The sequence below is a fragment of the Streptomyces collinus genome, assembly GCF_031348265.1.
Taxonomy (GTDB): domain Bacteria; phylum Actinomycetota; class Actinomycetes; order Streptomycetales; family Streptomycetaceae; genus Streptomyces; species Streptomyces collinus.
On record NZ_CP133771.1, the window covers coordinates 7,670,654 to 7,695,615 of the forward strand.

24 protein-coding genes and 1 riboswitch are annotated in these 24,962 nt (G+C 72.4%); of the genes, 20 read left to right on the forward strand and 4 right to left on the reverse strand.

Annotated elements, in window-relative coordinates; translation table 11 throughout:
* Positions 1–12: 12 nt before the first annotated feature.
* The 4 genes from dxs to RFN52_RS34605 all read left to right on the forward strand — a co-directional run bounded on the left by dxs (position 13) and on the right by RFN52_RS34605 (position 4,145).
* Positions 13–1,908 carry a 1-deoxy-D-xylulose-5-phosphate synthase gene (dxs, locus tag RFN52_RS34590; RefSeq protein ID WP_184852316.1) on the forward strand — a complete coding sequence of 632 codons (1,896 nt, stop codon included), beginning with the start codon at positions 13–15 and terminating at the stop codon, positions 1,906–1,908.
* Positions 1,905–3,320 carry an aspartate aminotransferase family protein gene (locus RFN52_RS34595; protein WP_184852318.1) on the forward strand — a complete coding sequence of 472 codons (1,416 nt, stop codon included), beginning with the start codon at positions 1,905–1,907 and terminating at the stop codon, positions 3,318–3,320. Before dxs ends, RFN52_RS34595 begins: the two co-directional genes overlap by 4 nt.
* Before the next feature lie 64 nt (positions 3,321–3,384).
* Positions 3,385–4,029 carry a helix-turn-helix domain-containing protein gene (locus RFN52_RS34600; protein WP_184852321.1) on the forward strand — a complete coding sequence of 215 codons (645 nt, stop codon included), beginning with the start codon at positions 3,385–3,387 and terminating at the stop codon, positions 4,027–4,029.
* A complete protein-coding gene (locus RFN52_RS34605) occupies positions 4,026–4,145 on the forward strand; it encodes a DUF6126 family protein (protein ID WP_184554742.1) in 120 nt (39 codons plus the stop codon). The genes RFN52_RS34600 and RFN52_RS34605 overlap by 4 nt, the downstream gene beginning before the upstream one ends.
* A 16-nt stretch (positions 4,146–4,161) precedes the next feature.
* Here the strand turns inward: RFN52_RS34605 and RFN52_RS34610 are convergent, their stop codons facing one another.
* Positions 4,162–4,959 carry a tyrosine-protein phosphatase gene (locus RFN52_RS34610; protein ID WP_184852324.1) on the reverse strand — a complete coding sequence of 266 codons (798 nt, stop codon included), beginning with the start codon at positions 4,957–4,959 and terminating at the stop codon, positions 4,162–4,164.
* Between the two features lie 179 nt (positions 4,960–5,138).
* Here RFN52_RS34610 and RFN52_RS34615 point away from each other — a divergent pair, with 179 nt between their 5' ends.
* From RFN52_RS34615 to RFN52_RS34630, 4 genes are all read left to right on the forward strand, one after another.
* A complete protein-coding gene (locus RFN52_RS34615; protein ID WP_184854141.1) occupies positions 5,139–7,214 on the forward strand; it encodes an alpha-galactosidase in 2,076 nt (691 codons plus the stop codon).
* Between the two features lie 316 nt (positions 7,215–7,530).
* A riboswitch (cyclic di-AMP (ydaO/yuaA leader) is annotated at positions 7,531–7,685 on the forward strand.
* 4 nt (positions 7,686–7,689) lie between these two features.
* Positions 7,690–8,619: a M23 family metallopeptidase gene (locus RFN52_RS34620; protein WP_184852327.1), complete on the forward strand. Its 930-nt coding sequence runs from the start codon at positions 7,690–7,692 to the stop codon at positions 8,617–8,619.
* A 194-nt stretch (positions 8,620–8,813) separates the two neighbouring features.
* A complete protein-coding gene (locus RFN52_RS34625) occupies positions 8,814–9,530 on the forward strand; it encodes a DUF6250 domain-containing protein (RefSeq protein ID WP_184852330.1) in 717 nt (238 codons plus the stop codon).
* Positions 9,531–9,675: 145 nt separating this feature from the next.
* Positions 9,676–10,461 carry an SGNH/GDSL hydrolase family protein gene (locus RFN52_RS34630; RefSeq protein WP_184854142.1) on the forward strand — a complete coding sequence of 262 codons (786 nt, stop codon included), beginning with the start codon at positions 9,676–9,678 and terminating at the stop codon, positions 10,459–10,461.
* 142 nt (positions 10,462–10,603) lie between these two features.
* Here RFN52_RS34630 and RFN52_RS34635 read toward each other — a convergent pair whose 3' ends face one another.
* Complete coding sequence (locus RFN52_RS34635; RefSeq protein WP_184852334.1) at positions 10,604–11,218, reverse strand: TetR/AcrR family transcriptional regulator; 615 nt, start codon at positions 11,216–11,218, stop codon at positions 10,604–10,606.
* Positions 11,219–11,314: 96 nt separating this feature from the next.
* Positions 11,315–12,493 (reverse strand): Glu/Leu/Phe/Val dehydrogenase dimerization domain-containing protein, encoded by a 1,179-nt coding sequence (locus RFN52_RS34640; RefSeq protein WP_184852337.1) that lies wholly within the window; start codon positions 12,491–12,493, stop codon positions 11,315–11,317.
* A gap of 128 nt (positions 12,494–12,621) precedes the next feature.
* Here RFN52_RS34640 and RFN52_RS34645 point away from each other — a divergent pair, with 128 nt between their 5' ends.
* From RFN52_RS34645 to RFN52_RS34700, 12 genes are all read left to right on the forward strand, one after another.
* Positions 12,622–13,887: an MBL fold metallo-hydrolase gene (locus tag RFN52_RS34645; RefSeq protein WP_184852340.1), complete on the forward strand. Its 1,266-nt coding sequence runs from the start codon at positions 12,622–12,624 to the stop codon at positions 13,885–13,887.
* Positions 13,888–14,764: 877 nt separating this feature from the next.
* Complete coding sequence (locus tag RFN52_RS34650; protein WP_184852343.1) at positions 14,765–17,005, forward strand: ATP-binding protein; 2,241 nt, start codon at positions 14,765–14,767, stop codon at positions 17,003–17,005.
* Positions 17,006–17,073: 68 nt separating this feature from the next.
* Positions 17,074–17,505 (forward strand): roadblock/LC7 domain-containing protein, encoded by a 432-nt coding sequence (locus RFN52_RS34655; RefSeq protein WP_184852346.1) that lies wholly within the window; start codon positions 17,074–17,076, stop codon positions 17,503–17,505.
* A 2-nt stretch (positions 17,506–17,507) separates the two neighbouring features.
* On the forward strand, positions 17,508–17,879 hold the full coding sequence (locus tag RFN52_RS34660; RefSeq protein WP_142166483.1) for a DUF742 domain-containing protein: 372 nt from the start codon (positions 17,508–17,510) through the stop codon (positions 17,877–17,879).
* Entirely contained in the window at positions 17,857–18,486 is a 630-nt protein-coding gene (locus RFN52_RS34665) for a GTP-binding protein (protein WP_184852349.1), read from the forward strand. Before RFN52_RS34660 ends, RFN52_RS34665 begins: the two co-directional genes overlap by 23 nt.
* 60 nt (positions 18,487–18,546) lie before the next feature.
* Positions 18,547–19,119, forward strand: coding sequence for a GAF domain-containing protein (locus tag RFN52_RS34670; RefSeq protein ID WP_184852351.1), 573 nt, complete (start codon positions 18,547–18,549; stop codon positions 19,117–19,119).
* Positions 19,120–19,293: 174 nt separating this feature from the next.
* Positions 19,294–20,322: an L-threonine 3-dehydrogenase gene (gene tdh / locus RFN52_RS34675; RefSeq protein WP_184852353.1), complete on the forward strand. Its 1,029-nt coding sequence runs from the start codon at positions 19,294–19,296 to the stop codon at positions 20,320–20,322.
* Positions 20,323–20,358: 36 nt separating this feature from the next.
* Positions 20,359–21,561, forward strand: coding sequence for a glycine C-acetyltransferase (locus RFN52_RS34680; protein WP_184852355.1), 1,203 nt, complete (start codon positions 20,359–20,361; stop codon positions 21,559–21,561).
* 26 nt (positions 21,562–21,587) lie between these two features.
* A complete protein-coding gene (locus RFN52_RS34685; protein WP_184852357.1) occupies positions 21,588–22,490 on the forward strand; it encodes a LysR family transcriptional regulator in 903 nt (300 codons plus the stop codon).
* A 46-nt stretch (positions 22,491–22,536) separates the two neighbouring features.
* Positions 22,537–23,109 carry a helix-turn-helix domain-containing protein gene (locus RFN52_RS34690; RefSeq protein WP_184852359.1) on the forward strand — a complete coding sequence of 191 codons (573 nt, stop codon included), beginning with the start codon at positions 22,537–22,539 and terminating at the stop codon, positions 23,107–23,109.
* On the forward strand, positions 23,106–23,633 hold the full coding sequence (locus RFN52_RS34695; protein ID WP_184852361.1) for a GNAT family N-acetyltransferase: 528 nt from the start codon (positions 23,106–23,108) through the stop codon (positions 23,631–23,633). The genes RFN52_RS34690 and RFN52_RS34695 overlap by 4 nt, the downstream gene beginning before the upstream one ends.
* A 30-nt stretch (positions 23,634–23,663) precedes the next feature.
* Positions 23,664–24,020, forward strand: a complete 357-nt coding sequence (locus tag RFN52_RS34700; RefSeq protein WP_184852363.1) for an MmcQ/YjbR family DNA-binding protein — start codon at positions 23,664–23,666, stop codon at positions 24,018–24,020.
* 13 nt (positions 24,021–24,033) lie between these two features.
* On the opposite strand, the gene RFN52_RS34705 is transcribed toward RFN52_RS34700, so the two are convergent.
* Positions 24,034–24,945, reverse strand: a complete 912-nt coding sequence (locus tag RFN52_RS34705) for a transketolase family protein (RefSeq protein ID WP_184852365.1) — start codon at positions 24,943–24,945, stop codon at positions 24,034–24,036.
* Between the last annotated feature and the right edge of the window lie 17 nt (positions 24,946–24,962).

The following is a 24,962-nucleotide window of genomic DNA, read 5'->3' on the forward strand; positions in this document are numbered from 1 at the left end:
GGGGGCCCGAGCGTGACGATTCTGGAGAGCATCCGGGGACCACACGACCTGAAGGCGCTGTCCGAGGCGGAAGTAGGGGAACTGGCGGAGGAGATCCGGGAGTTCCTGGTGCACGCGGTCGCCAGGACCGGCGGCCATCTGGGACCCAACCTGGGCGTGGTGGAGCTGACCATCGCCCTGCACCGGGTCTTCGAGTCGCCGGTCGACCGCATCCTGTGGGACACCGGCCACCAGAGCTACGTCCACAAACTGCTGACCGGCCGCCAGGACTTCTCCAAGCTGCGCGGCAAGGGCGGCCTGTCCGGCTACCCCTCGCGCGAGGAGTCCGAGCACGACGTCATCGAGAACAGCCACGCCTCCACCGCCCTCGGCTGGGCCGACGGGCTCGCCAAGGCCCGCCGGGTGCAGGGTGAGAGGGGCCATGTCGTCGCGGTCATCGGCGACGGGGCGCTCACCGGCGGCATGGCCTGGGAGGCCCTGAACAACATCGCGGCCGCCAAGGACCGGCCGCTGATCATCGTCGTCAACGACAACGAACGCTCCTACGCCCCGACCATCGGCGGCCTCGCCAACCACCTCGCCACGCTGCGCACGACGGACGGCTACGAACGGGTCCTCGCCTGGGGCAAGGACGTCCTCCAGGGCACACCTCTGGTCGGCAACACCCTCTACGAGGCCCTGCACGGCGCCAAGAAGGGCTTCAAGGACGCGTTCGCGCCGCAGGGCCTCTTCGAGGACCTCGGTCTGAAGTACGTCGGCCCGATCGACGGGCACGACACCCGGGCCGTGGAGTCCGCGCTGCGGCGCGCGAAACGCTTCCACGGGCCGGTGCTGGTCCACTGCCTCACGGAGAAGGGCCGCGGCTACGAGCCCGCCCTCGCCCACGAGGAGGACCACTTCCACACCGTCGGCGTCATGGACCCGCTGACCTGCGCACCGCTCTCCCCGTCGGGCGGACCCTCGTGGACCTCGGTGTTCGGTGAGGAGATCGTCCGGATCGGAGAGGAGCGCCAGGACGTGGTGGCGATAACCGCCGCCATGCTGCACCCCGTGGGTCTGGGCGCCTTCGCCGAGCGCTTCCCGGACCGGGTGTGGGACGTCGGCATCGCCGAGCAGCACGCGGCCGTGTCCGCAGCGGGCCTCGCGACGGGCGGCCTGCACCCGGTCGTCGCCGTCTACGCCACCTTCCTCAACCGCGCCTTCGACCAGCTGCTCATGGACGTGGCCCTGCACCGCTGCGGGGTCACCTTCGTCCTGGACCGGGCCGGGGTCACCGGCGTCGACGGGGCCTCCCACAACGGCATGTGGGACATGTCCGTCCTCCAGGTCGTGCCCGGGCTCAGGATCGCCGCGCCACGGGACGCCGACCAGCTGCGCGCCCAGCTGCGGGAGGCGGTCGCCGTGGACGACGCGCCGACGCTGGTGCGGTTCCCGAAGGAGTCCGTCGGCCCGTCGATCCCGGCCGTGGACCGGGTGGGAGGGCTGGACGTGCTGCACCGTTCCTCCGACCCGCAGGTGCTCCTGGTGGCCGTCGGCGTGATGGCACCGGTCTGCCTCCAGGCCGCCGAACTGCTCGAAGCGCGCGGCATCGGCTGCACCGTCGTCGACCCGCGCTGGGTCAAGCCCGTCGACCCGGCGCTGCCGGGGCTCGCCGCCGAGCACCGCCTGGTGGCCGTCGTCGAGGACAACAGCCGCGCGGCGGGGGTCGGTTCGGCCGTGGCGCTGGCCCTGGGCGACGCCGACGTCGACGTGCCGGTACGGCGGTTCGGCATCCCCGAGCAGTTCCTCGCACACGCCAAGCGCGGCGAGGTGCTCGCCGACATCGGCCTGACACCCGTCGAGGTCGCCGGACGGATCGGCGCGAGCCTGGCCGTCAAGGAAGAGCCGTCCAAGGAGCCACAGGAATGACAACCGCCGAGTCCGCGTCGGAGTCGTCGCAGGCCGGGGAGTTCGACCTCGGCAAGCTGCTGGCCGAGCGCGGAGCCGAGCGCTACGAACTGCACACCCGGTACCTCAACCACCAGCTCCCGCGCATGCTGCACACCATCGGCTTCGACAAGGTCTACGAGCGCGCCGAGGGCGCCTACTTCTGGGACGCGGACGGCAACGACTACCTGGACATGCTCGCCGGGTTCGGGGTGATGGGGCTGGGCCGCCACCATCCCGTGGTGCGCAAGGCGCTGCACGACGTGGTGGACGCCGGCCTGGCCGACCTCACCCGCTTCGACTGCCAGCCGCTGCCCGGTCTGCTGGCCGAGAAGCTGCTCGCGCACAGTCCGCACCTGGACCGGGTGTTCTTCGGCAACAGCGGCACCGAGGCCGTCGAGGGCGCCCTGAAGTTCGCCCGGTTCGTCACCGGCAGGCCCAGGATCCTGTACTGCGCGCACGCCTTCCACGGCCTGACCACCGGCTCCCTCTCGGTGAACGGTGAATCCGGCTTCCGCGACGGCTTCGCCCCGCTGCTGCCCGACACGGCCGTACCGCTCGGCGACCTCGACGCGCTGGAGAGGGAGCTGCGGAAGGGCGATGTCGCCGCCCTGATCGTCGAACCGATCCAGGGCAAGGGAGTGCTGGAAGGGCCGCCCGGCTGGCTGCGGGCCGCGCAGGAGCTGCTGCACCGGCACAAGGCCCTGCTCATCGCCGACGAGGTGCAGACGGGCCTCGGCCGGACCGGCGACTTCTACGCCTATCAGCACGAGCTTGGCGTGGAACCGGACCTGGTGTGCGTGGCCAAGGCGCTCTCCGGCGGCTATGTACCGGTGGGGGCCACGATCGGCAAGGACTGGATCTTCAAGAAGGTCTACTCGTCCATGGACCGGGTGCTGGTCCATTCGGCGAGCTTCGGATCCAATGCGCAGGCCATGGCGGCGGGCCTCGCGGTGCTGTCGGTGATGGAGAACGAGCAGATCGTCGCGAACGTCCGGGCCACCGGGGAGCGGCTCAGCTCCCGGCTCGCCGCGCTCACGGACAAGTACGAGATGCTCGCCGAGGTCCGCGGCCGGGGCCTGATGATCGGCATCGAGTTCGGACGGCCGAAGTCGCTGAAGCTGCGCAGCCGCTGGGCCATGCTCCAGGCCGCGCGCAAGGGGCTCTTCGCGCAGATGGTCGTCGTGCCGCTGCTCCAGCGGCACCGGATCCTCACCCAGGTCTCCGGCGACCACATGGAGGTGATCAAGCTGATCCCGCCGCTGATCATCGGCGAGCGGGAGGTGGACCGGTTCGTCGACGCCTTCACGGCCGTGATGGACGACGCGCACAACGGCGGGCTGGTGTGGGACTTCGGGAAGACCCTGGTCAAGCAGGCAGTGGCCAACCGATAGGCAGGGATTTTGCCTGTGAGGCAAGAAATTTGCCGCTGAGGCAACGCTCCGGCTGAATGGAGGCATGAGCTCCTCCGAGACCGAGCGGCCCTCCGGGGCCGACTCGTCGGCCGACCCCGCGCCCGGTGCGCTGCCCGCCGTCGCGCCCCAGCTGCGAGCCCTGCGGCGCCAGGCCTCCCTCACCCTGGAGACCGCGGCCCGCGCCGCCGGGCTGTCGCCCGCACACCTCTCGCGGCTGGAGACCGGGCAGCGCCAGCCCTCGCTGCCGATGCTGCTCGCGCTCGCCCGCGTCTACGGTACGACGGTTTCCGAACTGCTCGGCGAGACGGTCGCCGAGCGGGACTCCGTGATCCGCGCGGCGGACATGGAACCCACCGCGGCCGGCGGCTGGACCTACTGGCAGGCCGGCGCCCCCGGCCGCGGGATGCAGGCCCTGCGCGTCCACGTCCCCCACGGCTCCCAGGGCGACATCGTGCGCGTCCACCCCGGCGAGGAATGGCTCCACGTGCTGCGCGGCCGGCTGCGGCTGCGGCTCGGGGACACCACGCACCGGCTGGCGGCCGGCGACAGCGCCCACTTCGACTCGCTCACCCCGCACCGGATCGCCGCCGAGGACCACGACGGCGTCGAGCTGCTCTTCGTCCACACCCTGTTGCAGAGCCCCACGGCCGCCCTGTGCCTGGGCCCCACCCCTGGAGACCTGTCGTGAAGGACATGGAGGAGAAGTTCCCCCGCGCCCTGTGGGTGAGGCTGTTCGTCTACCTCATCGCGGGTCACATCTTCGCCGCGTTCATCTACCTGCTGTTCGAGGTCGGGGCGAAGTAGCGCCCGCCCGGGCGCCTCAGTCGACGAGCCGCTCGCGCAGCCGCGCCCGGGTCTCCGGGGCGAGCTTGAGCCCCTCCTCCAGGTAGGTGTCGACGCCGCCCCAGGTCTCCTCGATGGTGTCGAAGGCCGCCGTCAGGTACTCGGCGCGCGCGTCGAAGAGGGGGCTGAGCAGCTCCATGACCTCGGGGGAGTAGGCCGAGGCGGCGGAGCTGCTGCGGTGCACCTTGTAGCGGCGGTGCTTGGCGTTCGACTTCAGGTAGTCGTCGACGATCGCCTCGCGCTCGACACCCACCGCGAGCAGCGTCACCGCGACGGACAGACCCGCGCGGTCCTTGCCCGCGGCGCAGTGCATCAGCGCGGGGACGCTGTCCTGTGCGAGCGCGTGCAGCACCCGGGAGTGCTCGTCCGTGCGGTGCTTGATGATCGTGCGGTATGAGGCGATCATGCGGCCCGCGCCCTTGCCGTCCGAGAGGATCTCGCGCAGCTGGTCCAGATCGCCGTCGCGGACCATCTTCCAGAACTCGGCGCCGTCGGCGGGGTCGCTCAGCGGCAGGTTCACATTGCGCACGCCCGGCAGCGCGACGTCCGGCCCTTCGAGCTTCTGGTCGGCCGCGTTGCGGAAGTCGAAGATCGTGTGCAGGCCCAGCGTGGTCAGGAAGGCGGCGTCCTCCCCGGTCGCGTGGGCGAGGTGGCCGCTGCGGAACAGCACACCCTGGCGCACCCGCCGTCCGTCCACGGTCGGAAGTCCGCCCACATCACGGAAGTTGCGCACTCCGGCCAGCTCGGGCTCGGTCGACGGGACCTGCTGTGTCACGAGGGCTCCTCCCCTTCGGCGCCGCCGACGCGGCTCGTCGCCGGGCGTCACTCGACGATACGACATGCCTGCCTGGGGCAATGAGTTGTCCACAGGCGTTGCCCGGAGCCCCCGTGGCCCTTGATGATGTTGCCGCCTGGTCGCACCTGGTCGGGCTTGTTCGAATCTGTGAGGGCATGATGCTGGAGATCTCCGAAGACGGTCGTACGTGGGTGCTCTCCGGGCCGGCCAGCAGCTACGCCGTCCATGTCACCGACCGGGACGAGCTGCTGCACCTGCACTGGGGCCCCCGGCTCGGCCTCGCCGACGCCGAGGCCCTCGCCGTCCGGCCGCTGCCCGGCTACTGGCCCTTCGAGTCACCGCTCGACGGACGCGAGGAGTACCCGGTCGAGGGCGGTCCCCGTTTCGTGCGCCCCGCCCTGTCCGTGCGCACGGCCGGGCGGCGCGGCACCGAGTGGGCCTACGAGGGACACGACACGGAGGGCGACGAGCTGCGGCTGCGATTCCGTGACGGCGACCTGACCGTCACGCTGCACTACCGGATGCGTTCCTCGTCGGACGTCGTCGAGCGCTGGGTGACCGTGGACAACCGGGGGCCGGCCGTCGAACTTCTGCGGGCCGACTCCGCGACCTGGACCCTGCCCGACCGCGACGCCTGGCGGCTGTCCCAGCTGCACGGCCGCTGGGGAGCCGAGTCCCGCCTGACGCGCTCCGCCCTCACCCACGGCGAGAAGGTCATCGGCAGCCGCCGCGGCCACACCTCCCACCAGCACCTGCCGTGGGTCGCCCTGGACACCGACGCCACCGAGGAGCGCGGCGAGGTCTACGGCTGCGCCCTGGGCTGGTCCGGGTCCTGGCGCATCGCCGTGGCCCAGCTCCCGGACGCGCGCGTGCAGATCACCGGCGGTGCCGGCCACGACGACTCGGGGCTGCTGACGCTGGGCACGGGGGAGTCGTACACGACCCCGGTCTTCGCCGGGCTCTGGAGCGACGGCGGCTTCGGCGGGGCGAGCCGCGCCTGGCACGCCTATCAGCGGGCGCATGTGATCCCGGACGCCGGCCGGGACCGGCCGGTGCTGTTCAACTCCTGGGAGGCCACCGAGTTCGACATCTCCGAGGAGCAGCAGCGGGCGCTCGCCGGGCGGGCCGCCGCCATGGGCGTAGAGCTGTTCGTGGTCGACGACGGCTGGTTCGGGGCGCGCACCAGCGACCGGGCCGGGCTCGGCGACTGGACCCCGAACCCCGACCGCTTCCCGGGCGGGCTGAAGCCCCTCGCCGACCACGTGCACGGCCTCGGCATGCAGTTCGGGATCTGGGTCGAGCCCGAGATGGTCAACCCGGACAGCGACCTGTACCGCGCGCACCCCGACTGGGTGCAGTACCAACCGGGACGAAAGCGGACGGAGTTCCGCAATCAGCTCGTACTCAATCTCGCCCGCGAGGACGTCCGGGAGTACCTCTGGGAGCGGCTCCACGGGCTTCTCGCCGGCGCTCCCGTCGACTACGTCAAGTGGGACTTCAACCGCTGCTTCACCGACGCCGGCTGGCCGGACGACCCCTACCCGCAGCGGCTGTGGGTCGACCACGTGCACGGCCTGTACGCCCTGCTGGACCGGTTGCGGGCCGCCCATCCCGGCGTGGCCTTCGAGTCCTGCTCGGGTGGCGGCGGGCGGATCGACCTCGGTGTGCTGAGCCGCACGGACCAGGTGTGGACCTCCGACAACACCGACCCGCTCGACCGGCTCGCCATCCAGCACGGCTTCAGCCAGATCCATCCGGCCCGGGTCATGGCCGCCTGGGTCACCGACAGTCCGAACGTCATGCTCAACCAGCGGGCCAGCTCCTTGCGGTTCCGCTTCGTCAGCGCCATGGCCGGGGTGCTGGGGGTCGGCGGCGACCTCACGCGGTGGACGGAGGAGGAGCTCGCCGAGGCGCGGGAGTGGGTGGGGCTCTACAAGGAGATCCGGCCCGTGGTGCAACGCGGCGACCAGTACCGGCTGCGTCCCCCGGGGGGCGGACTGAGCGCCGTGCAGTACGTCCTCGGCGACGAGACCGTCGTCCTCGCCTGGCTCCAGGCGCAGCGCTACGGCGAGCCCGTACCGGCCCTCCGGCTGCGTGCCCTCGACCCGGCCGCATCGTACGAATGCCTCGAAACAGGCGAAATTCACCGGGGGGCGGTGCTGCTTCACCACGGACTGCGGGTCGGTCTGCGGGGGGATCTGGACGCGACGGTCGTCCGCCTTAAGCGGAAGTAGCCGTTCTGTCCGAATAGGCCGCTAAAGGCGCTTAGGGATAACGTGCCCCGATCGTAAAGGAGATGAGGTCGGGGTGCGTGACCATCGTCATATTCGTGACGATGTGCTGTTGCCATGTTCACGTAATTCTGGCGTTATTCAGGGCGGTTGGGGAAAGCAGGAGATCGGTAATCCACGCTCGGTGACCGCAGATGTGGCGACGCGTCAAGAGAAACACCGTCACGGGCAACCGCAAGCTTGTCCGTTTGCGTCCTGGTCGCTTACGTTCCACACCAATCCGGACGGACGCCTAATCCTGCCGCCGACCGGAGCCCGCACACACTGACCCGACGTACGGCAGGAGCGGGGGACCCACAGGTAAGACGCCTGTTCCGGTTCCCGGAACGGCTTGGGGTTAAGCCGCGCCCCGGCGCGGCCGGGCATCTCCAGCTCGCACCCGACAGCTCACCTCGCAGGCGACGGAGAGGAATTCGCCATGCCCGCGAAGGGTAAGCACCGCCGTCCCAAGACCCAGCGTTTCACCCGCTCCATCGCCGTCGCCGGAACCGGCGGAGCCGCTCTCGCGCTGCCGCTCATGGGAGCCGCCGGCGCCCACGCCGCCACCCCGCAGTCGGCACCGGAAAAGGCGGTCCAGTCCGCTCCGGCGGCCGAGAAGAAGGCCGCCGAAAAGGCCACCGGTGCTCGCACCTACACCGTGGAGGCCGGCGACTGTCTCGCGAAGATCGCCGACGACCAGAACGTCAGCGGCGGCTGGAAGAAGCTCTACGCGGACAACCGCGCCGCCGTCGGCTCCGACCCGTCGCTGATCCACCCGGGCCTGAAGCTGTCGATCGGCAAGCAGGCCGCGGGCGCGCCGAAGTCCTCGGCCCCGTCCGCGCCGAAGGCCTCCGCCCCGAAGCCCTCGGCCGCGAAGCCGTCCGCCGCCGAGTCGGCCCCGAAGGCGGAGACCGCCGCGAAGCCGGCCGCCGCCAAGCCCGCCGCCGAGGGCAACGCCAGTGGGTACGCCCTCCCGGTGGACGGGGCCACCGTCGGCACCCCGTACCGCATGTCCGGCAGCATGTGGTCCAGCGGCTACCACACCGGTGTCGACTTCGTCGTCCCGACCGGCACCTCCCTCAAGGCCGTCGGCGCGGGCACGGTCGTCTCCGCCGGCTGGGGCGGCGCGTACGGCAACCAGGTCGTCATCAAGCTGAACGACGGCCATTACGCCCAGTACGCCCACTTGTCCCAGCTCTCCGTCTCGGCCGGCCAGACCGTGACCGCCGGGCAGCAGGTCGGCCTGTCGGGCGCCACCGGCAACGTGACCGGACCGCACCTGCACTTCGAGATCCGCACGACGCCGGACTACGGCTCGGACGTGGACCCGGTCGCCTTCCTGCGCTCGCACGGCGTCTCCGTCGGCTGACCGACCGCACGACCACCTGCCTGACACGCGGCCGAAGGCCGGACCCCGATCCCCGGGTCCGGCCTTCGGTGTGCGCGCATGCCGTCGGCCGCGTCAAGGGATCGACAGGCGGCGGCCGTTGGGACAGAGTGATCCCGTCCGGAGTGCAAGCGCTTTCCAGAGCCTTCCCGGCGGATCCCGAGGAGCTGTGTCCCGTGCCGACCACCCGCAGAGCGTTCGGAGCCCTGGCCGCCGGAGCCGCCCTGGCGGCCCTCACCCCCACGGCCACCGCGCACGCCGCGCCCCGTCACCGCCGCCTCGTCGCGCGCGACGACTTCTGTCACGGCCTCGGTCGGTGGGCCACCGAACTCCAGGGCGGCGGCACCGTCACCGCCTCCCGCGGCATCCTGGAGATCGATGTACCGAGCGGTGCGACCGTGTGGTTCAGGCAGCGGCTCGAAGGGCCGTACGTCCTCGAATACACCGCGACCGCCGTCTCCGAGGGCGGGGTCAACGACCGGGTCTCGGACCTCAACAACTTCTGGAACGCGACCGACGTACGCTCCCCGGACGACCTCTTCGCGACTCCGCGCGGCGGCGCCCTCGACGAGTACGACCACCTCACGACGTACTACGCGGGATACGGGGCCAACTACAACACCACGACCCGGCTGCGCCGTTACGTCGGCGAGCCCGGCGTCCGCCCCCTGGTGTTCGACTACACCGAGCCGCTGCTGGTCCCGAACGAGCCCAACCGGGTCCGGATCGTCTCCGACGGCTCGACGGTCCGGTGGTGGAACAACGGGCGGCTCGTCTTCGACCACACCGACCCGCAGCCCTACACGGGCGGCCACTTCGCCTTCCGGACCGTCTGGAGCCATTTCCGGATCAGCGGATTCCGGGTCTGGCGACTCACTCCGGAACACCCCTGACAAGCGGTGTATTCCGGAGTTTGCGAACACTTTGGGAGTGGCTTATCTCACCGCCCGTCAACCCTTTCCTACGGTCGCGTAGGCCACATTCGAAGGTGAATCATGAGCTGCTGTGGCTGACGATTCGAAGAGTGACAGCAGAGCAGTGATCGGGTCGTACGTGGCGGTGGGGGACAGCTTCACCGAGGGCGTCGGCGATCCCGGCCCCGACGGGGCGTTCGTCGGCTGGGCCGACCGGTTCGCCGTCCTGCTCGCCGACCGCAGGCCCGAGGGCGACTTCCGGTACACCAATCTCGCCGTACGCGGAAAGCTCCTCGACCAGATCGTGGCGGACCAGGTTCCGCGGGCCGTCGACATGGCCCCGGACCTCGTCTCGTTCTGTGCCGGGGGCAACGACATCATCCGGCCCGGCACCGACCCTGACGAGGTGGCCGAACGCTTCGAGCGGGCGCTGGCCCGGCTCACCGCCGTGTCCGGCACCGTCATGGTGACGACCGGCTTCGACACCCGTGGCGTTCCCGTGCTCAAGCACCTGCGCGGCAAGATCGCCACGTACAACGGACACGTCCGTGCCATCGCCGACCGGTACGGCTGCCCGGTGCTCGACCTGTGGTCCCTGCGCAGTGTGCGGGACCGCAGGGCCTGGGACGCCGACCGGTTGCACCTGTCGCCCGAGGGGCACACCCGCGTGGCGCTCCGAGCGGGCCAGGTGCTCGGCCTCGAGGTGCCGGCCGACCCCGAGCAGGCGTGGCCCCCGCTGCCCCCGCGCGGCGCCCTCGACATGCGGCGGGACAACGTCGCCTGGGCGCGCGAGTTCCTCGTGCCGTGGATCGGGCGCCGGCTGCGCGGGGAGTCGTCGGGCGACCATGTGACGGCCAAGGGGGCGCTGTCGCCGGACGACATCAGGATGCGGATCGCGTCGGTGGCGTGAGAACGGCTCCTGCGCCTGCGGGCCGCGCCGGCCGGAAACCGGCGCGGCCCGCAGGCGTCGCAGCCATGGGTGGGAGCAAGCTCATCGGCGGCCCCGCCGTCCCGGCCGCGCGCCGCGTCACCAACCTGCCCGGACAGCACATCTAGGGCGTCAGCCGCGCTTCCTCCGCCAGGCCCAGCTCGCGGGTGAGCGCCTCCTCCACCCACTCCTGCGCCCGCGCTCGCGGCACCGCGCCGGCGTAGGACGTCAGCTGGACGGCGAGGCCGTCGAGGAGGGCGGTGAGCCGCAGGGCAGTGCCGGCCGGGTCCGGGCAGCGGAACTCGCCGGCCGCCACGCCCTCCGCGATGACCTCGGCGAGGGCCGCCTTCCACTGCCGGTCGAGGTCCTGGGCGACCTCCCGCAGCACGGGATCGCGCAGCGCCGCCGCCCAGCCCTCGATCCACAGCCGCCAGCCCTTGGCCTGCCCGGTCGGGGCGTACCACCGCACGGCCGACCGCAGCCGGCGCAGCGCCGGTGAACGGCGGCCGAGCAGCTTGCGCAAATGCGCCAGGTCGCCCTCCGCCGCGTGCCGGAACGCGGCGGCTACCAGCTGCTCCTTCGTCGAGAAGTGATAGAGGACCAGTGCGTTGCTCACGCCCAGCGCCGAGGCCACGTCGGCGATCCTGACCGCCGCCACACCCCGCGCCTCGATCTGCTCGATGGCGGCCCGCAGCAGATCCCCGCGCCGCTGGGCCACACTCAACCGGACTCTCGTCACGCCGTCACCCTACCCACGCGCGTGCGGCCCCTCGACGGGGCGTTTCGGCCTGTCCGGCCGGCCCCGCGACGGCTGCCGTGGCGGAGGGCGGCCGCCTCACCGGAACCAGCCGAACCGCTCGGCGATCACCGGCAGCCGGTCCGCCGCGATCGCGTGGGCGGCGGCGCGCGGTGTCGTCCCCTCGGCCCGCGCGCGGTCCAGCATCCGCTCGACCAGGACCCGCATCGAGCGGCGGGTGTACGCGAACGCCTCCTCGGCGTCGGCGCCGATGTCCCCGAACAGCGTCCACCACCACCAGGCGTTCGTCCCCGAGTTGACCACGACGTCCGGCAGCACGCTCACCCCGCGCGCGGACAGCAGCAGCTCCGCCTCCGGCCGTACCGGCATGTTGGCCGCCTCCACGATCCAGCGGGCGGTGATCCGCTCCTGGTTCGCTGCGTCGATCACGTACGACACGGCAGCCGGCACCAGCACCTCCGCATCGGCCGACAGCCAGGCGTCGCCGGGCAGTTCGCGGTCGCCGGGGCGCAACGCGGAGCGGTCCACCGTGCCGTGGGCGTCCCGGGCGGCGAGCAGCGCCTCGACGTCGAGGCCCGCCCGGTTGGCGATCGTGCCCTTGAGGTCGGCGACGGCCACGACCGTGAGCCCCGCGCGCGTGAGGAAGCGGGCGGTGGCCCCGCCCATGGTGCCCAGCCCCTGGAGCGCGACCCGCGTCCCCGCGTACGGCACCCCGTCCCGGTCCAGGGCGGCCAGGGCCGCCTCGGCCACCCCGCAGCCGCCGACCAGCTCGTCCAGGCCGATGCCGTCCACCTCGACCGCGAACGCGTCCAGCAGGCGCCGCCGGGCCTCGGCCTCGTCGTCCAGCAGCGGATACACGGCCTGGATCGACGAGACCAGCCCCGCTTCGGCGGCGGCCCGGTCCACCAGGTCCTGGGTGAGCCCCAGGTCCTCGCCCGTCGTCCAGCAGCCCTCTATGTACGGCCGCATCGCGCGCAGGTAGCGCACCAGCAGCGGGTACGCCCCGGGATCCCGGGGATCGCAGTCGATGCCGCCCTTGGCGCCGCCGAGCGGGACGTAGCGGCTCGCGGGGTCGTAGTGCAGGGCCTCCTTCACGGTCATGCCACGGGCCAGGCCGGTGACCTCGTCCAGGGTGCAGCCCGCGCGCATCCGCAGACCGCCGCTGGCGACCCCGCGCACCAGCCGGTCGACGACCAGGAAGCCCTGCCGTCCCGTGAGGTGATCGGTCCAGGTCAGGGACAGCAGGGGGGTGGCCATACGGGCTCCTTCGCCGCCGGGATACTGAATCACCGGTCAGTATCCACTCCCGTGGGGCCCCTGTGATCCGGTGTTGTCGGAGGGGCCGACCATAATGGAAAGCCTGACCGACTCCACCTGGAGGTACCGTGGCCGGTTTCCGTACCCTGAGCTCCGGGCTCCGCGCGCTCCAGCCCGGGGCGTTCGGCGCGGACCCGAGTGGTGAGCGCATGGCGCGCATCCGCAGATCGCCCCATTTCAGGGACGGGGTCTTCCAGAACCCCGGCGGCCCAGCGCGGACCCGGCCCTCGGGCTCGGCCCTGGACTTCGCGAAGGTCTTCTTCGACAAGGACACCCGGCCCCGCCGCACCCCGAAGGGCACCGTTCCGGTGCACTCCACCACCCTCGCCGACATCGCCAGGCCTCCGGCCACCGGCCTGCGGCTGACCTGGATGGGGCACTCCAGCGTCCTCGCGGAGATCGACGGCCGACGTGTCCTGTTCGACCCGGTGTGGGGGGAGCGCTGCTCCCCCTTCTCCTTCGCCGGCCCCAAGCGGCTGCATCCCGTGCCCCTGCCGCTGGCCGCCCTCGGCCCGGTCGACGTCGTGGTCATCTCGCACGACCACTACGACCATCTGGACATGCCCACCATCAAGGCGCTCGCGGACACCGACACGCTGTTCGCCGTGCCCCTCGGCGTCGGCGCGCATCTGGAGCACTGGGGCGTGTCCGGCGGCCGGCTGCGCGAGCTGGACTGGCACGAGACGACCAAGATCGGCGGGCTCGGCCTCACCGCCACCCCGGCCCGGCACTTCTGCGGCCGCGGGCTGCGCAACACCCAGCACACCCTGTGGGCCTCCTGGGTCGTCGCCGGGGACGAGCACCGGATCTACCACAGCGGCGACACCGGCTACTTCGACGGCTTCAAGGAGATCGGCGCCGAGCACGGGCCGTTCGACGCCACGATGATCCAGATCGGGGCGTACTCCGACTTCTGGCCCGACATCCACATGACCCCCGAGGAGGGCATGCGCGCCCACCTCGACCTCCAGGGCGGGCCGGAGCACGGCCCGATGCTGCCGATCCACTGGGCGACCTTCAATCTGGCGACGCACCCGTGGGCGGACCCAGGCGAGGGGACGCTGGAGGCGGCCCGCGCTGTGGGCGCCGCCGTCGCCCTGCCCCGTCCCGGCGAGCCCTTCGAGCCCGCGGCCGAGGACGTCCCGTCCGATCCGTGGTGGCGTGGGGTGGCGCTCGACCCGACGGGGGGACGCGTGGCCGCGCAGGCTCTCACCGGAGCCGGCATCAAGACGGCGTCGGAGGCGGCAGCCGTGGCCCAGGCCGATACGTTGAGTGACGATGATCGTCGGTCCGGCAAGGGCTCCGAGGACCCCGAGACGCTCCCGGCGGGCTGACCAGGGGCGTACGTCAGACCAGCGGCGAGGGCCGGGGAGCGAGAGGCTCCCCGGCCCTCGCCGTCTCTGTGTGACCACTTCTGACCAGGTCGGATCGAACTTTCTTCGTTCGCGGCCGGATGTGGGACGGCGTTATCGGTCTGTCGTACGAGACCTCATACCAGAGCGGGACGCTCACCGTATGAGTTTGTCAACTGCCCACCGCACATGATGCGGTGGCGACTACTGTCAGTGGCCGTCGGGAAACAGGGCGGATCGAGGGAGCGGGGGCCGGCACGTGCAGGCGCAGGGTGGACGCGGGAGTCGGCGCGACGGGGATCCCCGCTGCCCGCGCGCCACCGACGCCGGCCCGGGCGCGGTCGGCGACACGGGTGCCGGAGTCGCCGGCGCGCGGGGGGCTGCCGGCGGTGGCGCGGGCGTGGCCGGGGGTGGTGCGGGCGGGGCCGGGGGCGTTGCGGGAGCCGCGGGGGCTTTGAGCCCAGGAGGCGGTGGGGTTTCCGGCCGGGGAGGCGCTCGAATGTCCGCGCCGGGGGTCGCAGGAGGCTCCGGCCCGGAGGGAGTTGGGGTTTCGGGGCCGGGGGGCGTTGGGGTTTCGGGCCTGGGGGTCGCAGGGGCGTCCGGCCCAGAGATCGCTGGGGTTTCGGGCCCGGGTGTCGCCGGGGCCTCCGGCCTGGGGGGTGTTGGGGTTTCGAGCCCAGGGGGTGCCGGGGTCCCCGGCCCGGGACGGCACACCGGCCCCCGTGGTGCCGGTGGTGTGCGCAAGCGGGGGGAGGCCGGACGCACGGGCCGAGGCGCGCGCAAGCGGCCACGTGAACCCGGACGCACCCCCGCGAGCCCCCCTGGCACCCAGGCCCGACGGACCAGCACGAGGACACCGATGTCTCACCTACGCGCCCCGGCCGCACGCGCAGACCGCCGTGAGGGCGGGCGGCACGGACGGCCCGCCGTCCGCACCGCAACCGCGTTGCCCGAAACAGACATACGGCCCCAGCTGATGCGTCTGGCGGTGCTGCCGCCGGTCGCCGTCGCCCTCAGCGGCTGCGCCGCCGTCCTCTTCACCGTCCGGTCCACCGGAGCGCGGCCGGGCCTCACCCTGTGGGCCGTGCTCGGCGGCGCGGTCTTCGTGGCCCTCGTCGGCATCGCGGTCGCCGCGATCGCCGCCAACCGGGCCGCCCGGTCCGTGCACGACCGCATCGGTGTGCTGCGCCGCAGCACCGCCCGGCGCGAAGCCGATCTGCGCACCCTCGTCGAGACGCTGCGCCGCGGCGACGGGCCGCCCCCACTCGCACCGCAGAGCCGGCCCGACGGCACCGCCGAGGACGCCGACGACTTCGACCTCCTCTCCGCCGACCTGTCCCGCGCGCACGAGGGCGCCGTCACCGCCGTGGTGCAGGCCTCCCAGCTCTCCAGCCAGGCCGGCAGCGAACAGAAGCTGGAGGTGTTCGTCAACCTCGCCCGGCGCCTGCAGTCGCTGGTGCACCGCGAGATCTCCATTCTCGACGAGCTGGAGAACGAGATGGAGGACCCCGACCTGCTCAAGGGGCTCTTCCACGTCGACCACCTCGCCACCCGCATCCGCCGCCACGCCGAGAACCTCGCCGTGCTCGGCGGGGCCGTCTCCCGCCGCCAGTGGAGCAACCCGGTCTCCATGACCGAGGTGCTGCGCTCGGCCATCGCCGAGGTCGAGCAGTACTCGCGGGTCAAACTGGTGCCGCCGATCGACGGGCAGCTGCGCGGCCACGCCGTCGCCGACGTCATCCACCTCCTGGCCGAACTCGTCGAGAACGCCACGGTGTTCTCCGCCCCGCACACCCAGGTCCTGCTGCGCGCCAACCTCGTCACCTCCGGACTCGCCGTCGAGGTCGAGGACCGCGGACTGGGCATGCCCCTGGAGGAGCAGACGCGGATGAACGCGCTGCTCGCCGACCCCGACCAGGTGAACGTCGCCCGGCTCCTCGCGGACGGCCGCATCGGCCTGTTCGTCGTCTCCCAGCTCGCCCGGCGGCACGGCATCACCGTCCGCCTCCAGAGCAACATCTACGGCGGAGTGCAGGCGGTGCTCGTCGTGCCGCAGGCGCTGCTGGGAGCGGAGCCCGGGGCGGGGACGCCCGGGGGAGCGGGGCAGCCGGCGACCGGAGCGGCCGGTACGGGGCATCCAGCCGCACCGCGGCGGCCGGGCGGGCAGGCCGGGCAGGCCGGGCTGCCTGGTCCGAACGGGGCCGACAGGGGTCCCGGCAGCAGCACCGGTCCGGACGCGTCCAGAGGGCGATCCCCGGTCGGGGACGCTGACTTCGGGGTCTCCTCCGTGCCGCTGCCCGCGTCCGGAGCATGGCCCTCGGCGGCCCCGCTCCCCGCTCCCGCGGCGTACCGAGGGCAGGACCGGGAATCCGAAGCCGGCCCGGGTGGGAGCGTGCAGGGCGGCCGGCCCGCGCCCCTGCCCGTGCGCGCGGCCCGTCGAGAGCGCCCCACCCCCGCCGAGGCACGGCCCGGTATCAGTCCCGACGACCGGCGGGTCCTCGCCGAGAGCGTCACCGAGCCGCCCACCCTCCACAACGGCACCGTCCGCGGCACCATGGGCAAGCCCCAACTGCCCCGCCGCCGCGCCCAGGAGCACATCGTGCCCCAGCTGCGTGACGGCCCGACGCCACGCCAGGATCCCGAGCACCTCGTGGGACACGACCCCGGACTGATGGCGGCCTTCCAGCGCGGCATCAGCCTTGCGGAGGCCCAGCAGAGCATGGAGGCCGGGAGCACGGAGTGGGGCGACACGTCGTCCGTCCACACGGAGTCCGCCCCCATGGCGTCCGCGCACACGGAGGTCGCCCACATGGACTCCTCCTACACGGACTCCGCGCACACGGAGGTCGCCCACATGGACTCCTCCTACACGGACTCCGCGCACACGGAGGTCGCCCGCATGGACTCCTCCTACGTGGACTCCGCCCACACGGACCCGGCAGCCACGGGCTCCACCCACAGGGACCCGATGCCCGTCCGCCCGGTCCACGTCGAGGCGCTCCCCTCGGAGCTGTCCCCCTCGAACATGCCGACGCCCGGGGCCCGTTCCGACCACCGCACGACCACCACCCGGCAGGACGGGAGCGCACCCGCCGGATGACCACCCCCCTTCCCACCCCCACCCCCAGCGCTCCCGCAGACCTTCGTACCCCAAGGAGTCGATCCACCATGGCGAGCGATGCGCCGACCGCCCATGTTTCCGATCTCGACTGGCTGATGAGCGGCCTCGTACAGCGCGTACCGCACACGAGCGCCGCGGTGCTGCTGTCCTGCGACGGCCTCGTGAAATCCGTGCACGGCCTCGACCCGGACAGCGCCGACCACATGGCCGCCCTGGCCTCCGGCCTGTACTCCCTCGGCCGCAGCGCCGGAGTCCGCTTCGGCGACGGCGGCGACGTGCGGCAGGTCGTCGTCGAACTCGCCTCAACCCTGCTGTTCGTCACCACCGCCGGCTCCGGCACCTGCCTGGCCGTGCTCGCCGGCCGTGACGCCGACGCGGCCGTGCTGGGCTACGAGATGGCCATGCTGGTCAAGAGCGTCCGCCCCTACCTGGTGACCGCTCCCCGGCAGTCCGTCGAATCCCCGGCGATGAGGCCTTGAGCGTGACGGCGGCCGGTGACGGGCCCTGGCTCGACGACGCGGCCGGGCGGCTGGTACGGCCGTTCACGGTCAGCAACGGCCGCACCCGTCCGACCGTCGCGCTCGACCTCGTGTCGCAGGTGATGGCCACCGGGGCGACCCCCCTCGGCTATCTCGGCCCCGAACACGCGCAGGCGCTCGAACGGTGCCGGGTGCCCGTCGCCGTCGCGGAGGTCGCCGCCCATCTCACACTGCCGGTGGCCGTCACCAAGGTGCTGCTGGCGGACCTCGTCGACTGCGGGGCGCTGACCACCAAGCCCCCCGCGTTCCACCACAACCCGACGGACCGGGCCCTTCTGGAGGCAGTGCTCGATGGACTACGACGACAGCTCTGACTACACCGACCGACCGGGCCACGGCGCCGATCCGTTCCCCACCGCGCTGAAGATCCTGGTGGCGGGCGGGTTCGGCGTCGGCAAGACGACCTTCGTCGGCGCGGTCAGCGAGATCGCGCCGCTCAGCACGGAGGAGCTGCTCACCACCGTCAGTGCCGCGACCGACAACCTCGACGGCATCGAGAACAAGGTCGAGACGACCGTGGCCATGGACTTCGGCCGCATCACCCTCGACCCGGAACACGTGCTGTACCTGTTCGGCACGCCCGGGCAGGAGCGGTTCTGGTTCATGTGGGACGAGTTGTGCGCGGGCGCGCTCGGCGCGGTCATCCTCGCCGACACCCGCCGGCTGCAGGAGTGCTTCGCTGCCGTCGACTTCTTCGAACAGCGCGGCCTCGGCTTCATCATCGCCGTCAACGAGTTCGACGGCGCCTACCGCTACGACCCCGAGGAGGTGCGTGGTGCCCTCGACCTGTGCGATGACGTGCCCGTCGTGTGCTGCGACGCGCGGATCTCCAGCTCCGGGGTCCAGACCCTGCTGACCCTGGTACGCCATCTCATCGCCCATACCCCGGCCCCCGCGACGGAGTATGGCGCCCACATGTGACCCCTTCACACCGCCACGGAGTTCATATATGACGCAAGCCCACTGCCCAGGAGCTCGCCCATGACCTACGACCCGCCGCGCCCGGCCGGTCGTCTGCTGCTCACACCCGAGGACAAGGAGGCCCCCGCCCGCACCCGCCGTCTGCGTCGACTCGGTCTGGGGGAGCGCCCCGAGCCCGCACTCGACACCTTCGCGCACCGCCTCGCCGAGCTCACCGGGGCGCCGTACGCCATGGTCAACCTCCCCGACGAGCACGGGCAGTTCTACGCGGGCCTGTTCGTGCCGGCCGTCGCGCCGGTGGTGCGCAGCGACGGCACCAGCCCGTGCCTCGGCCGTGCCCTGCCCCGCGATCACGGCTTCTGCCCCCATGTGGTGGCACGCCGCAAGGCCCTCGTCCTGGAGGACGTCGGCGACTATCCGCGGTTCGCGGGCAACCCGGTGGTCGACGAGTTCGGCATCCGCTCCTATCTGGGGGCGCCGCTCATCGACGGCACCGGACTGGTGCTGGGCACGGTCAGCGTCGCGGACGTCGAGCCGCGCCCCTGGGGGAAGCCCGGCCTGACGGCGATCAAGGAGCACGCCGCGCTGCTCGTCGTGGAGCTGGAGAGCCGGGACGGCCTGCCGCCCTACTGAAATCCGGCGCGGGACCCGGGGGGCGTGAAGGAAAGCTGCGGCGGCGCTTAAGAAATCCTCGATGGACCGGTGCGCCCGCCGTACGGCAGATTTCAGTGCGATCCCACTCCTCTCCCGGCCCAGGGGTTCCTTCGGCATACCCGGAGCCGGGACTCACCCCCAGGAGCCGTAGCGGTGAAGGCGCTGGTCAAGCAGAAGGCGGAACCCGGGCTGTGGCTCGCGGACGTCCCCGAGCCCACCGTCGGGCCCGGCGACGTCCTCATCAAGGTGCTGCGCACCGGAATCTGCGGCACCGACCTGCACATCCGGGCCTGGGACGGCTGGGCACAGCAGGCGATCAGCACCCCGCTCGTGCTCGGACACGAGTTCGTCGGCGAGGTCGTCGAGACCGGACGGGACGTCACCGACATCGCGATCGGCGACCGCGTCAGCGGCGAGGGCCACCTGGTGTGCGGCAAGTGCCGCAACTGCCTGGCCGGGCGCCGGCACCTGTGCCGGGCGACCGTCGGGCTCGGGGTGGGCCGCGACGGGGCGTTCGCCGAGTACGTCGCCCTGCCCGCCGCCAACGTCTGGGTGCACCGGGTGCCGGTCGATCTCGACGTGGCCGCGATCTTCGACCCGTTCGGCAACGCCGTGCACACCGCGCTGTCCTTCCCGCTCGTCGGCGAGGATGTGCTGATCACCGGCGCGGGACCCATCGGTCTGATGGCCGCCGCCGTGGCCCGGCACGCCGGCGCCCGCAACGTCGTGATCACCGACGTCAGCCCGGAGCGGCTGGAGCTGGCCCGCAAGATCGGTGTCAGCCTCGCGCTCGACGTCTCGGGCTCCACCATCGCCGACGGGCAGCGCACGCTCGGACTGCGCGAGGGCTTCGACATCGGCCTGGAGATGTCCGGCCGCCCCGAGGCGATGCGCGACATGATCGCCAACATGACGCACGGTGGCCGGATTGCGATGCTCGGCCTGCCCGCGCAGGAGTTCCCCGTCGACTGGGCCCGCGTCGTCACCTCGATGATCACCATCAAGGGCATCTACGGCCGCGAGATGTTCGAGACCTGGTACGCCATGTCGGTCCTGCTGGAGGCCGGCCTGGACCTCGCGCCCGTCATCACCGGCCGCTACGGCCACCGCGACTTCGAGGCGGCGTTCGAGGACGCGGCGAGCGGCCGCGGCGGCAAGGTCATCCTCGACTGGACCGCGTAACTCCCTGTCACCGCAAGCACCTTAGGAGCTTCCCCCATGTTCGACTCCGTGCGCGACGACCTGCGTGCCACCCTCGACGAGATCCGCGCCGCCGGCCTGCACAAGCCCGAGCGCGTGATCGGCAGTCCGCAGTCCGCCACCGTCAACGTCACCGCGGGCGGCCGTCCCGGCGAGGTCCTCAACTTCTGCGCCAACAACTACCTGGGCCTCGCCGACCACCCCGAGGTCGTCGCCGCCGCCCACGAGGCCCTGGACCGCTGGGGCTACGGCATGGCCTCCGTCCGCTTCATCTGCGGCACCCAGGAGGTGCACAAGGAGCTGGAGGCGCGCCTGTCCGCCTTCCTGGGCCAGGAGGACACGATCCTCTACTCCTCGTGCTTCGACGCCAACGGCGGCGTGTTCGAGACGCTGCTCGGCTCTGAGGACGCGGTCATCTCCGACGCCCTCAACCACGCCTCCATCATCGACGGCATCCGCCTGTCCAAGGCCCGCCGCCTGCGCTACGCCAACCGCGACCTGGCCGAACTGGAGACCCGGCTCAAGGAGGCCTCCGACGCGCGCCGCCGCCTGATCGTCACCGACGGCGTCTTCTCCATGGACGGCTACGTCGCCCCGCTGCGCGAGATCTGCGACCTCGCCGACCGCTACGACGCGATGGTCATGGTCGACGACTCCCACGCCGTCGGCTTCGTCGGCCCCGGCGGTCGCGGCACGCCCGAGCTGCACGGCGTCATGGACCGCGTCGACATCATCACCGGCACCCTCGGCAAGGCCCTCGGCGGCGCCTCCGGAGGCTACGTCGCCGCCCGCGCCGAGATCGTCGCTCTGCTGCGCCAGCGCTCCCGGCCGTACCTCTTCTCCAACACCCTCGCCCCGGTCATCGCGGCGGCCTCCCTGAAGGTCCTCGACCTGCTGGAGGCCGCGGACGACCTGCGCGTCCGGCTCGCCGAGAACACGGCCCTCTTCCGCCGCCGCATGACCGAGGAGGGCTTCGAGGTCCTCCCCGGCGACCACGCCATCGCCCCGGTGATGATCGGTGACGCGGCGGTCGCCGGACGCATGGCGGAGCTGCTGCTGGAGCGCGGCGTCTACGTCATCGGCTTTTCCTACCCGGTGGTGCCGCAGGGCCAGGCCCGGATCCGCGTCCAGCTGTCGGCCGCGCACTCCACGGACGACGTCAACCGCGCGGTCGACGCGTTCGTGGCGGCACGGGCCCAGCTGGACTCCGAGCAGGTCTGAGGGACGCATTTGAGACAATCGATCGCATGATCGAAGCGCGGCGGCTCCACATCCTCCGGGCGGTGGCCGACCACCGTACGGTGACGGCGGCTGCCGCCGCGCTGTACCTCACCCCGTCGGCCGTCTCCCAGCAGCTCGCCGCCCTGGAACAGGAGACCGGCCATCGGCTCGTCGAGCGCGGCGCCAAGGGCGTGCGGCTCACCCCCGCCGGCGAGATCCTGCTCAACCACACCAACGCGGTCCTCGCCCAGCTGGAGCGGGCCGAGGCCGAGCTCGCCGCGTACAGCTCGGGAGCGGCCGGCACCGTCACGGTCGCCTCCTTCGCCACCGGCATCGCCCTGGTCGTCGCGCCCGCCGTGGCCGGTCTCGCCCGCTCGGCGCCCGGGATCCGCATCCGCGTCCAGGACGCCGAGGGCGACGCCAGCCTGCCGATGGTGCTGGACCGGCAGGTCGACGTCGCCGTCGCCGTCGAGTACCGCGGGGCCCCGCCCGCGGACGACCCGCGCCTCACCCACGTCCCGCTGTACGCCGAGCCCTTCGACGCGGTCGTCCCGGTCACCCACCGCCTGGCCGACGCGGCCGAGGTGCCGCTCGCGGACCTGGCCAAGGACCCGTGGATCGGCCAGTACCCCGGCAACCCCTGCCACGACGTGGTGATCCTGGCCTGCGAGAACGCCGGTTTCCAGCCCCGCATGGAGCACTGCTCGGACGACTTCCGTGCGGTCGTCGCCCTCGCCTCGGCCGACGCGGGAGTCGCCCTGGTGCCGCGCTCGGCGCTACGAGGCATGGACCTGACCGGGGTGGTCGTACGCCCCGTCGACGGAACGGCCCCCACGCGCCGGGTCTTCGCCGCCGTCCGCAGGGGAGCCGAGGAACACCCCCTCATCCGCCCGGTGCTGGACGCGCTCGGCGCGGCGGCCCGGGTGTGAGCGGCCCTTAACAGGCCCGTCTCATATCCGGGATAGCGTCCCGGATATGAGAAACGACGAGGCGGACCCCGTCGACGCGCGACTGGGCGCACGCCTGGCCGAGCTGCGGGCCGAACACGGCTGGTCCCTGGGCGAGTTGGCCGACCGCAGCGGGGTGAGCCGGTCCACCCTGTCCCGGGCCGAGCGGGCGGAGACCAGCCCCACGGCCTCGCTCCTGAACCGCCTGTGCGCCGTCTACGGGCGCACCATGTCCCAGCTGCTCAGCGAGGTCGAGGCGGAACCGGAGGCCGTGGTCCGCTCCGCCGGGCAGCCCGTCTGGCAGGACCGGACCTCCGGCTTCGTCCGGCGGGCCGTGTCACCCCCGCACCCCGCCCTGCGCGGCGAACTGGTCGAGGCCCGCCTCGCGCCCGGCGCCGACATCACCTACGACCGTCCGCCCGTGGCCGGTCTCGAGCAGCACATCTGGATCCTGGAAGGGGCTCTCGACGTGACCGAGCAGGACACCGGACACCACCTCCGCACCGGGGACTGCCTCCGGATGCGGGTGTGGGGCCCGACCCGGTTCCGGTGCGCCGCTCCCGAGGGCGTCCGGTACCTGCTGGCGGTGGTGCGGCCGTGATCCGCCTGGACGCACCTCAACTGCTGCAACACGCTGAGGAGTTGGCGGATCTGCTGGCCGGCACTGTGAACGGGGGTGCCTCGGTCGGCTTCCTGGCCCCGCTGGGCCGCGCGCAGGCCCTGGCCTGGTGGCAGGAGAGGGCCGCGGACGTCGCCGCGGGCCGGCTCGTCGTCTGGGCGGCGCTCGACGGGGACCGGGTCCTCGGCACGGTGAGCCTGGCCTTCCCGGGCAAGCCCAACAGCCGCCACCGCGCCGAGCTCGTGAAGCTGATGGTGCACCCGGACGCCCGTGGGCGCGGCCTCGGCCGCGGGCTCCTGACCACGGCGGAGGCCGCGGCCGAGGCGGCCGGCATCACCCTCCTGCACCTGGACACCGAGACCGGCAGCCCCGCCGAGCGGCTGTACCGCTCCAGCGGCTGGACCCCCATCGGCGCCATCCCGGACTACGCGGCCGACCCCGGCGGGGTGCTGCGTCCGACGACGATCTACTACAAGCGCGTACCGGCAACCGCTCTCACCAGGTGATTGTCAGTGGGAGCCGATACCGTGCCTGCCATGCCGGATGCCGAAGACGTACGACGGATCGCCCTGTCCCTGCCGGACACGACGGAGCAGATCGCCTGGAGCATGCCCACGTTCCGGGTCGCGGGAAAGATGTTCGCAACGCTGCCGGAGGACGAGACCTCCATCGCCGTGCGCTGCCCCAAGGAGGAGCGGAACGAACTGGTGCTCGCCGAGCCGGGGAAGTTCTGGATCGCCGACCACGAGTCCCAGTTCGCCTGGGTGCGGGCCAGGCTCGAAGCCATCGAGGACGAGGGCGAGTTGCGGGACATCCTCGCCGACTCCTGGCGCCAGGCGGCCCCGCCCCGGCTCCTGGAGGCCCACCCCCGGCTCGGCCTCCCGGCGCAGTGACGTCCGCCCGGTCTCACGGCCTGACGGCCGCTCCGAAGAAGCCCCCGATGCGCTCCCGCAGCGACCGGGCGTCGAGACCGTGGGCGGCGACATGTTCCTCCAACTGCCCGTACCGCCGCAGCTCTCGACGGCCCACGCCCAGTCCGAGGACCCGGTGCGGCACATCCGCCAGCGCGTCGTTCGCGGCGGCCGTCGAGGTGCCCGCCAGGTAGGGCTCGACGAGGACGACGTCCGTCCCGGCCGTCTCGGTGGCCCACCGCAGGGCGGCGCCGTCGAAGGGACGGACGGTCGTCGCGTACAGGACGGTGACGTCCAGCCCCTCGGTGGCGGCGAGGACGGCGTCGAGCATCGGCCCGACGGCGACCACGACCCCGGAGCGCCCCTCCCGGACGGTACGGAAGCGCTCCCCGTCGACCGGCAGGGCCCGTCCGTTGGACTGCACGGACAGCCGGACGTACACCTTGTCGTCGCCCGCGGCGACCGCGTGCCGCAGCAGTGTCTCGGCCTCGTCCGGGTGTCCCGGCACATGGACGGTCCAGTCGTCCAGGGTGTCGAGCAGCGCCACATCGCCCGGCGCCATGTGCGTGTAGCCGCCGGCCGGCCAGTCGAAGGAGGCGGCGGCGCTCACCAGCACCGCCCCCGCGTCCTGGTGCCCGAGGTCCAGCTTGACCTGCTCGAAGGGCCGCTCCACGAGGAAGCTGGCGAAGGTGTGCACGACGGGCCGCAGCCCCGTCAGCGCCAGCCCCGCCGCCGCCCCGACCAGGAGCTGCTCGCGGATGCCGACGTCGACGACCCGGCGAGGATGGCGGCGGGCGGCCCCCGCGAAGCCGTCCGTGCCGATCGCGGCGAGGACCACGGCCACCCGGGGGTCCTCGTCGAGCAGCCGGGAGACGACAGGGGCGAAACGGTCACGCATGGTGTCCATGGAAGGGAGACTCCTTG

Excerpts from the sequence above, each read along its gene's own strand:
- RFN52_RS34595 (WP_184852318.1), top strand. The coding sequence starts at position 1,905 with ATGACAACCGCCGAGTCCGCGTCGGAGTCGTCGCAGGCCGGGGAGTTC.
- RFN52_RS34600 (WP_184852321.1), top strand. The coding sequence starts at position 3,385 with ATGAGCTCCTCCGAGACCGAGCGGCCCTCCGGGGCCGACTCGTCGGCC.
- RFN52_RS34615 (WP_184854141.1), top strand. The coding sequence starts at position 5,139 with ATGCTGGAGATCTCCGAAGACGGTCGTACGTGGGTGCTCTCCGGGCCG.
- RFN52_RS34620 (WP_184852327.1), top strand. The coding sequence starts at position 7,690 with ATGCCCGCGAAGGGTAAGCACCGCCGTCCCAAGACCCAGCGTTTCACC.
- RFN52_RS34640 (WP_184852337.1), bottom strand. The coding sequence starts at position 12,493 with ATGGCCACCCCCCTGCTGTCCCTGACCTGGACCGATCACCTCACGGGA.
- RFN52_RS34650 (WP_184852343.1), top strand. The coding sequence starts at position 14,765 with ATGTCTCACCTACGCGCCCCGGCCGCACGCGCAGACCGCCGTGAGGGC.
- RFN52_RS34655 (WP_184852346.1), top strand. The coding sequence starts at position 17,074 with ATGGCGAGCGATGCGCCGACCGCCCATGTTTCCGATCTCGACTGGCTG.
- RFN52_RS34665 (WP_184852349.1), top strand. The coding sequence starts at position 17,857 with ATGGACTACGACGACAGCTCTGACTACACCGACCGACCGGGCCACGGC.
- RFN52_RS34670 (WP_184852351.1), top strand. The coding sequence starts at position 18,547 with ATGACCTACGACCCGCCGCGCCCGGCCGGTCGTCTGCTGCTCACACCC.
- RFN52_RS34680 (WP_184852355.1), top strand. The coding sequence starts at position 20,359 with ATGTTCGACTCCGTGCGCGACGACCTGCGTGCCACCCTCGACGAGATC.
- RFN52_RS34685 (WP_184852357.1), top strand. The coding sequence starts at position 21,588 with ATGATCGAAGCGCGGCGGCTCCACATCCTCCGGGCGGTGGCCGACCAC.
- RFN52_RS34690 (WP_184852359.1), top strand. The coding sequence starts at position 22,537 with ATGAGAAACGACGAGGCGGACCCCGTCGACGCGCGACTGGGCGCACGC.
- RFN52_RS34700 (WP_184852363.1), top strand. The coding sequence starts at position 23,664 with ATGCCGGATGCCGAAGACGTACGACGGATCGCCCTGTCCCTGCCGGAC.
- RFN52_RS34705 (WP_184852365.1), bottom strand. The coding sequence starts at position 24,945 with ATGGACACCATGCGTGACCGTTTCGCCCCTGTCGTCTCCCGGCTGCTC.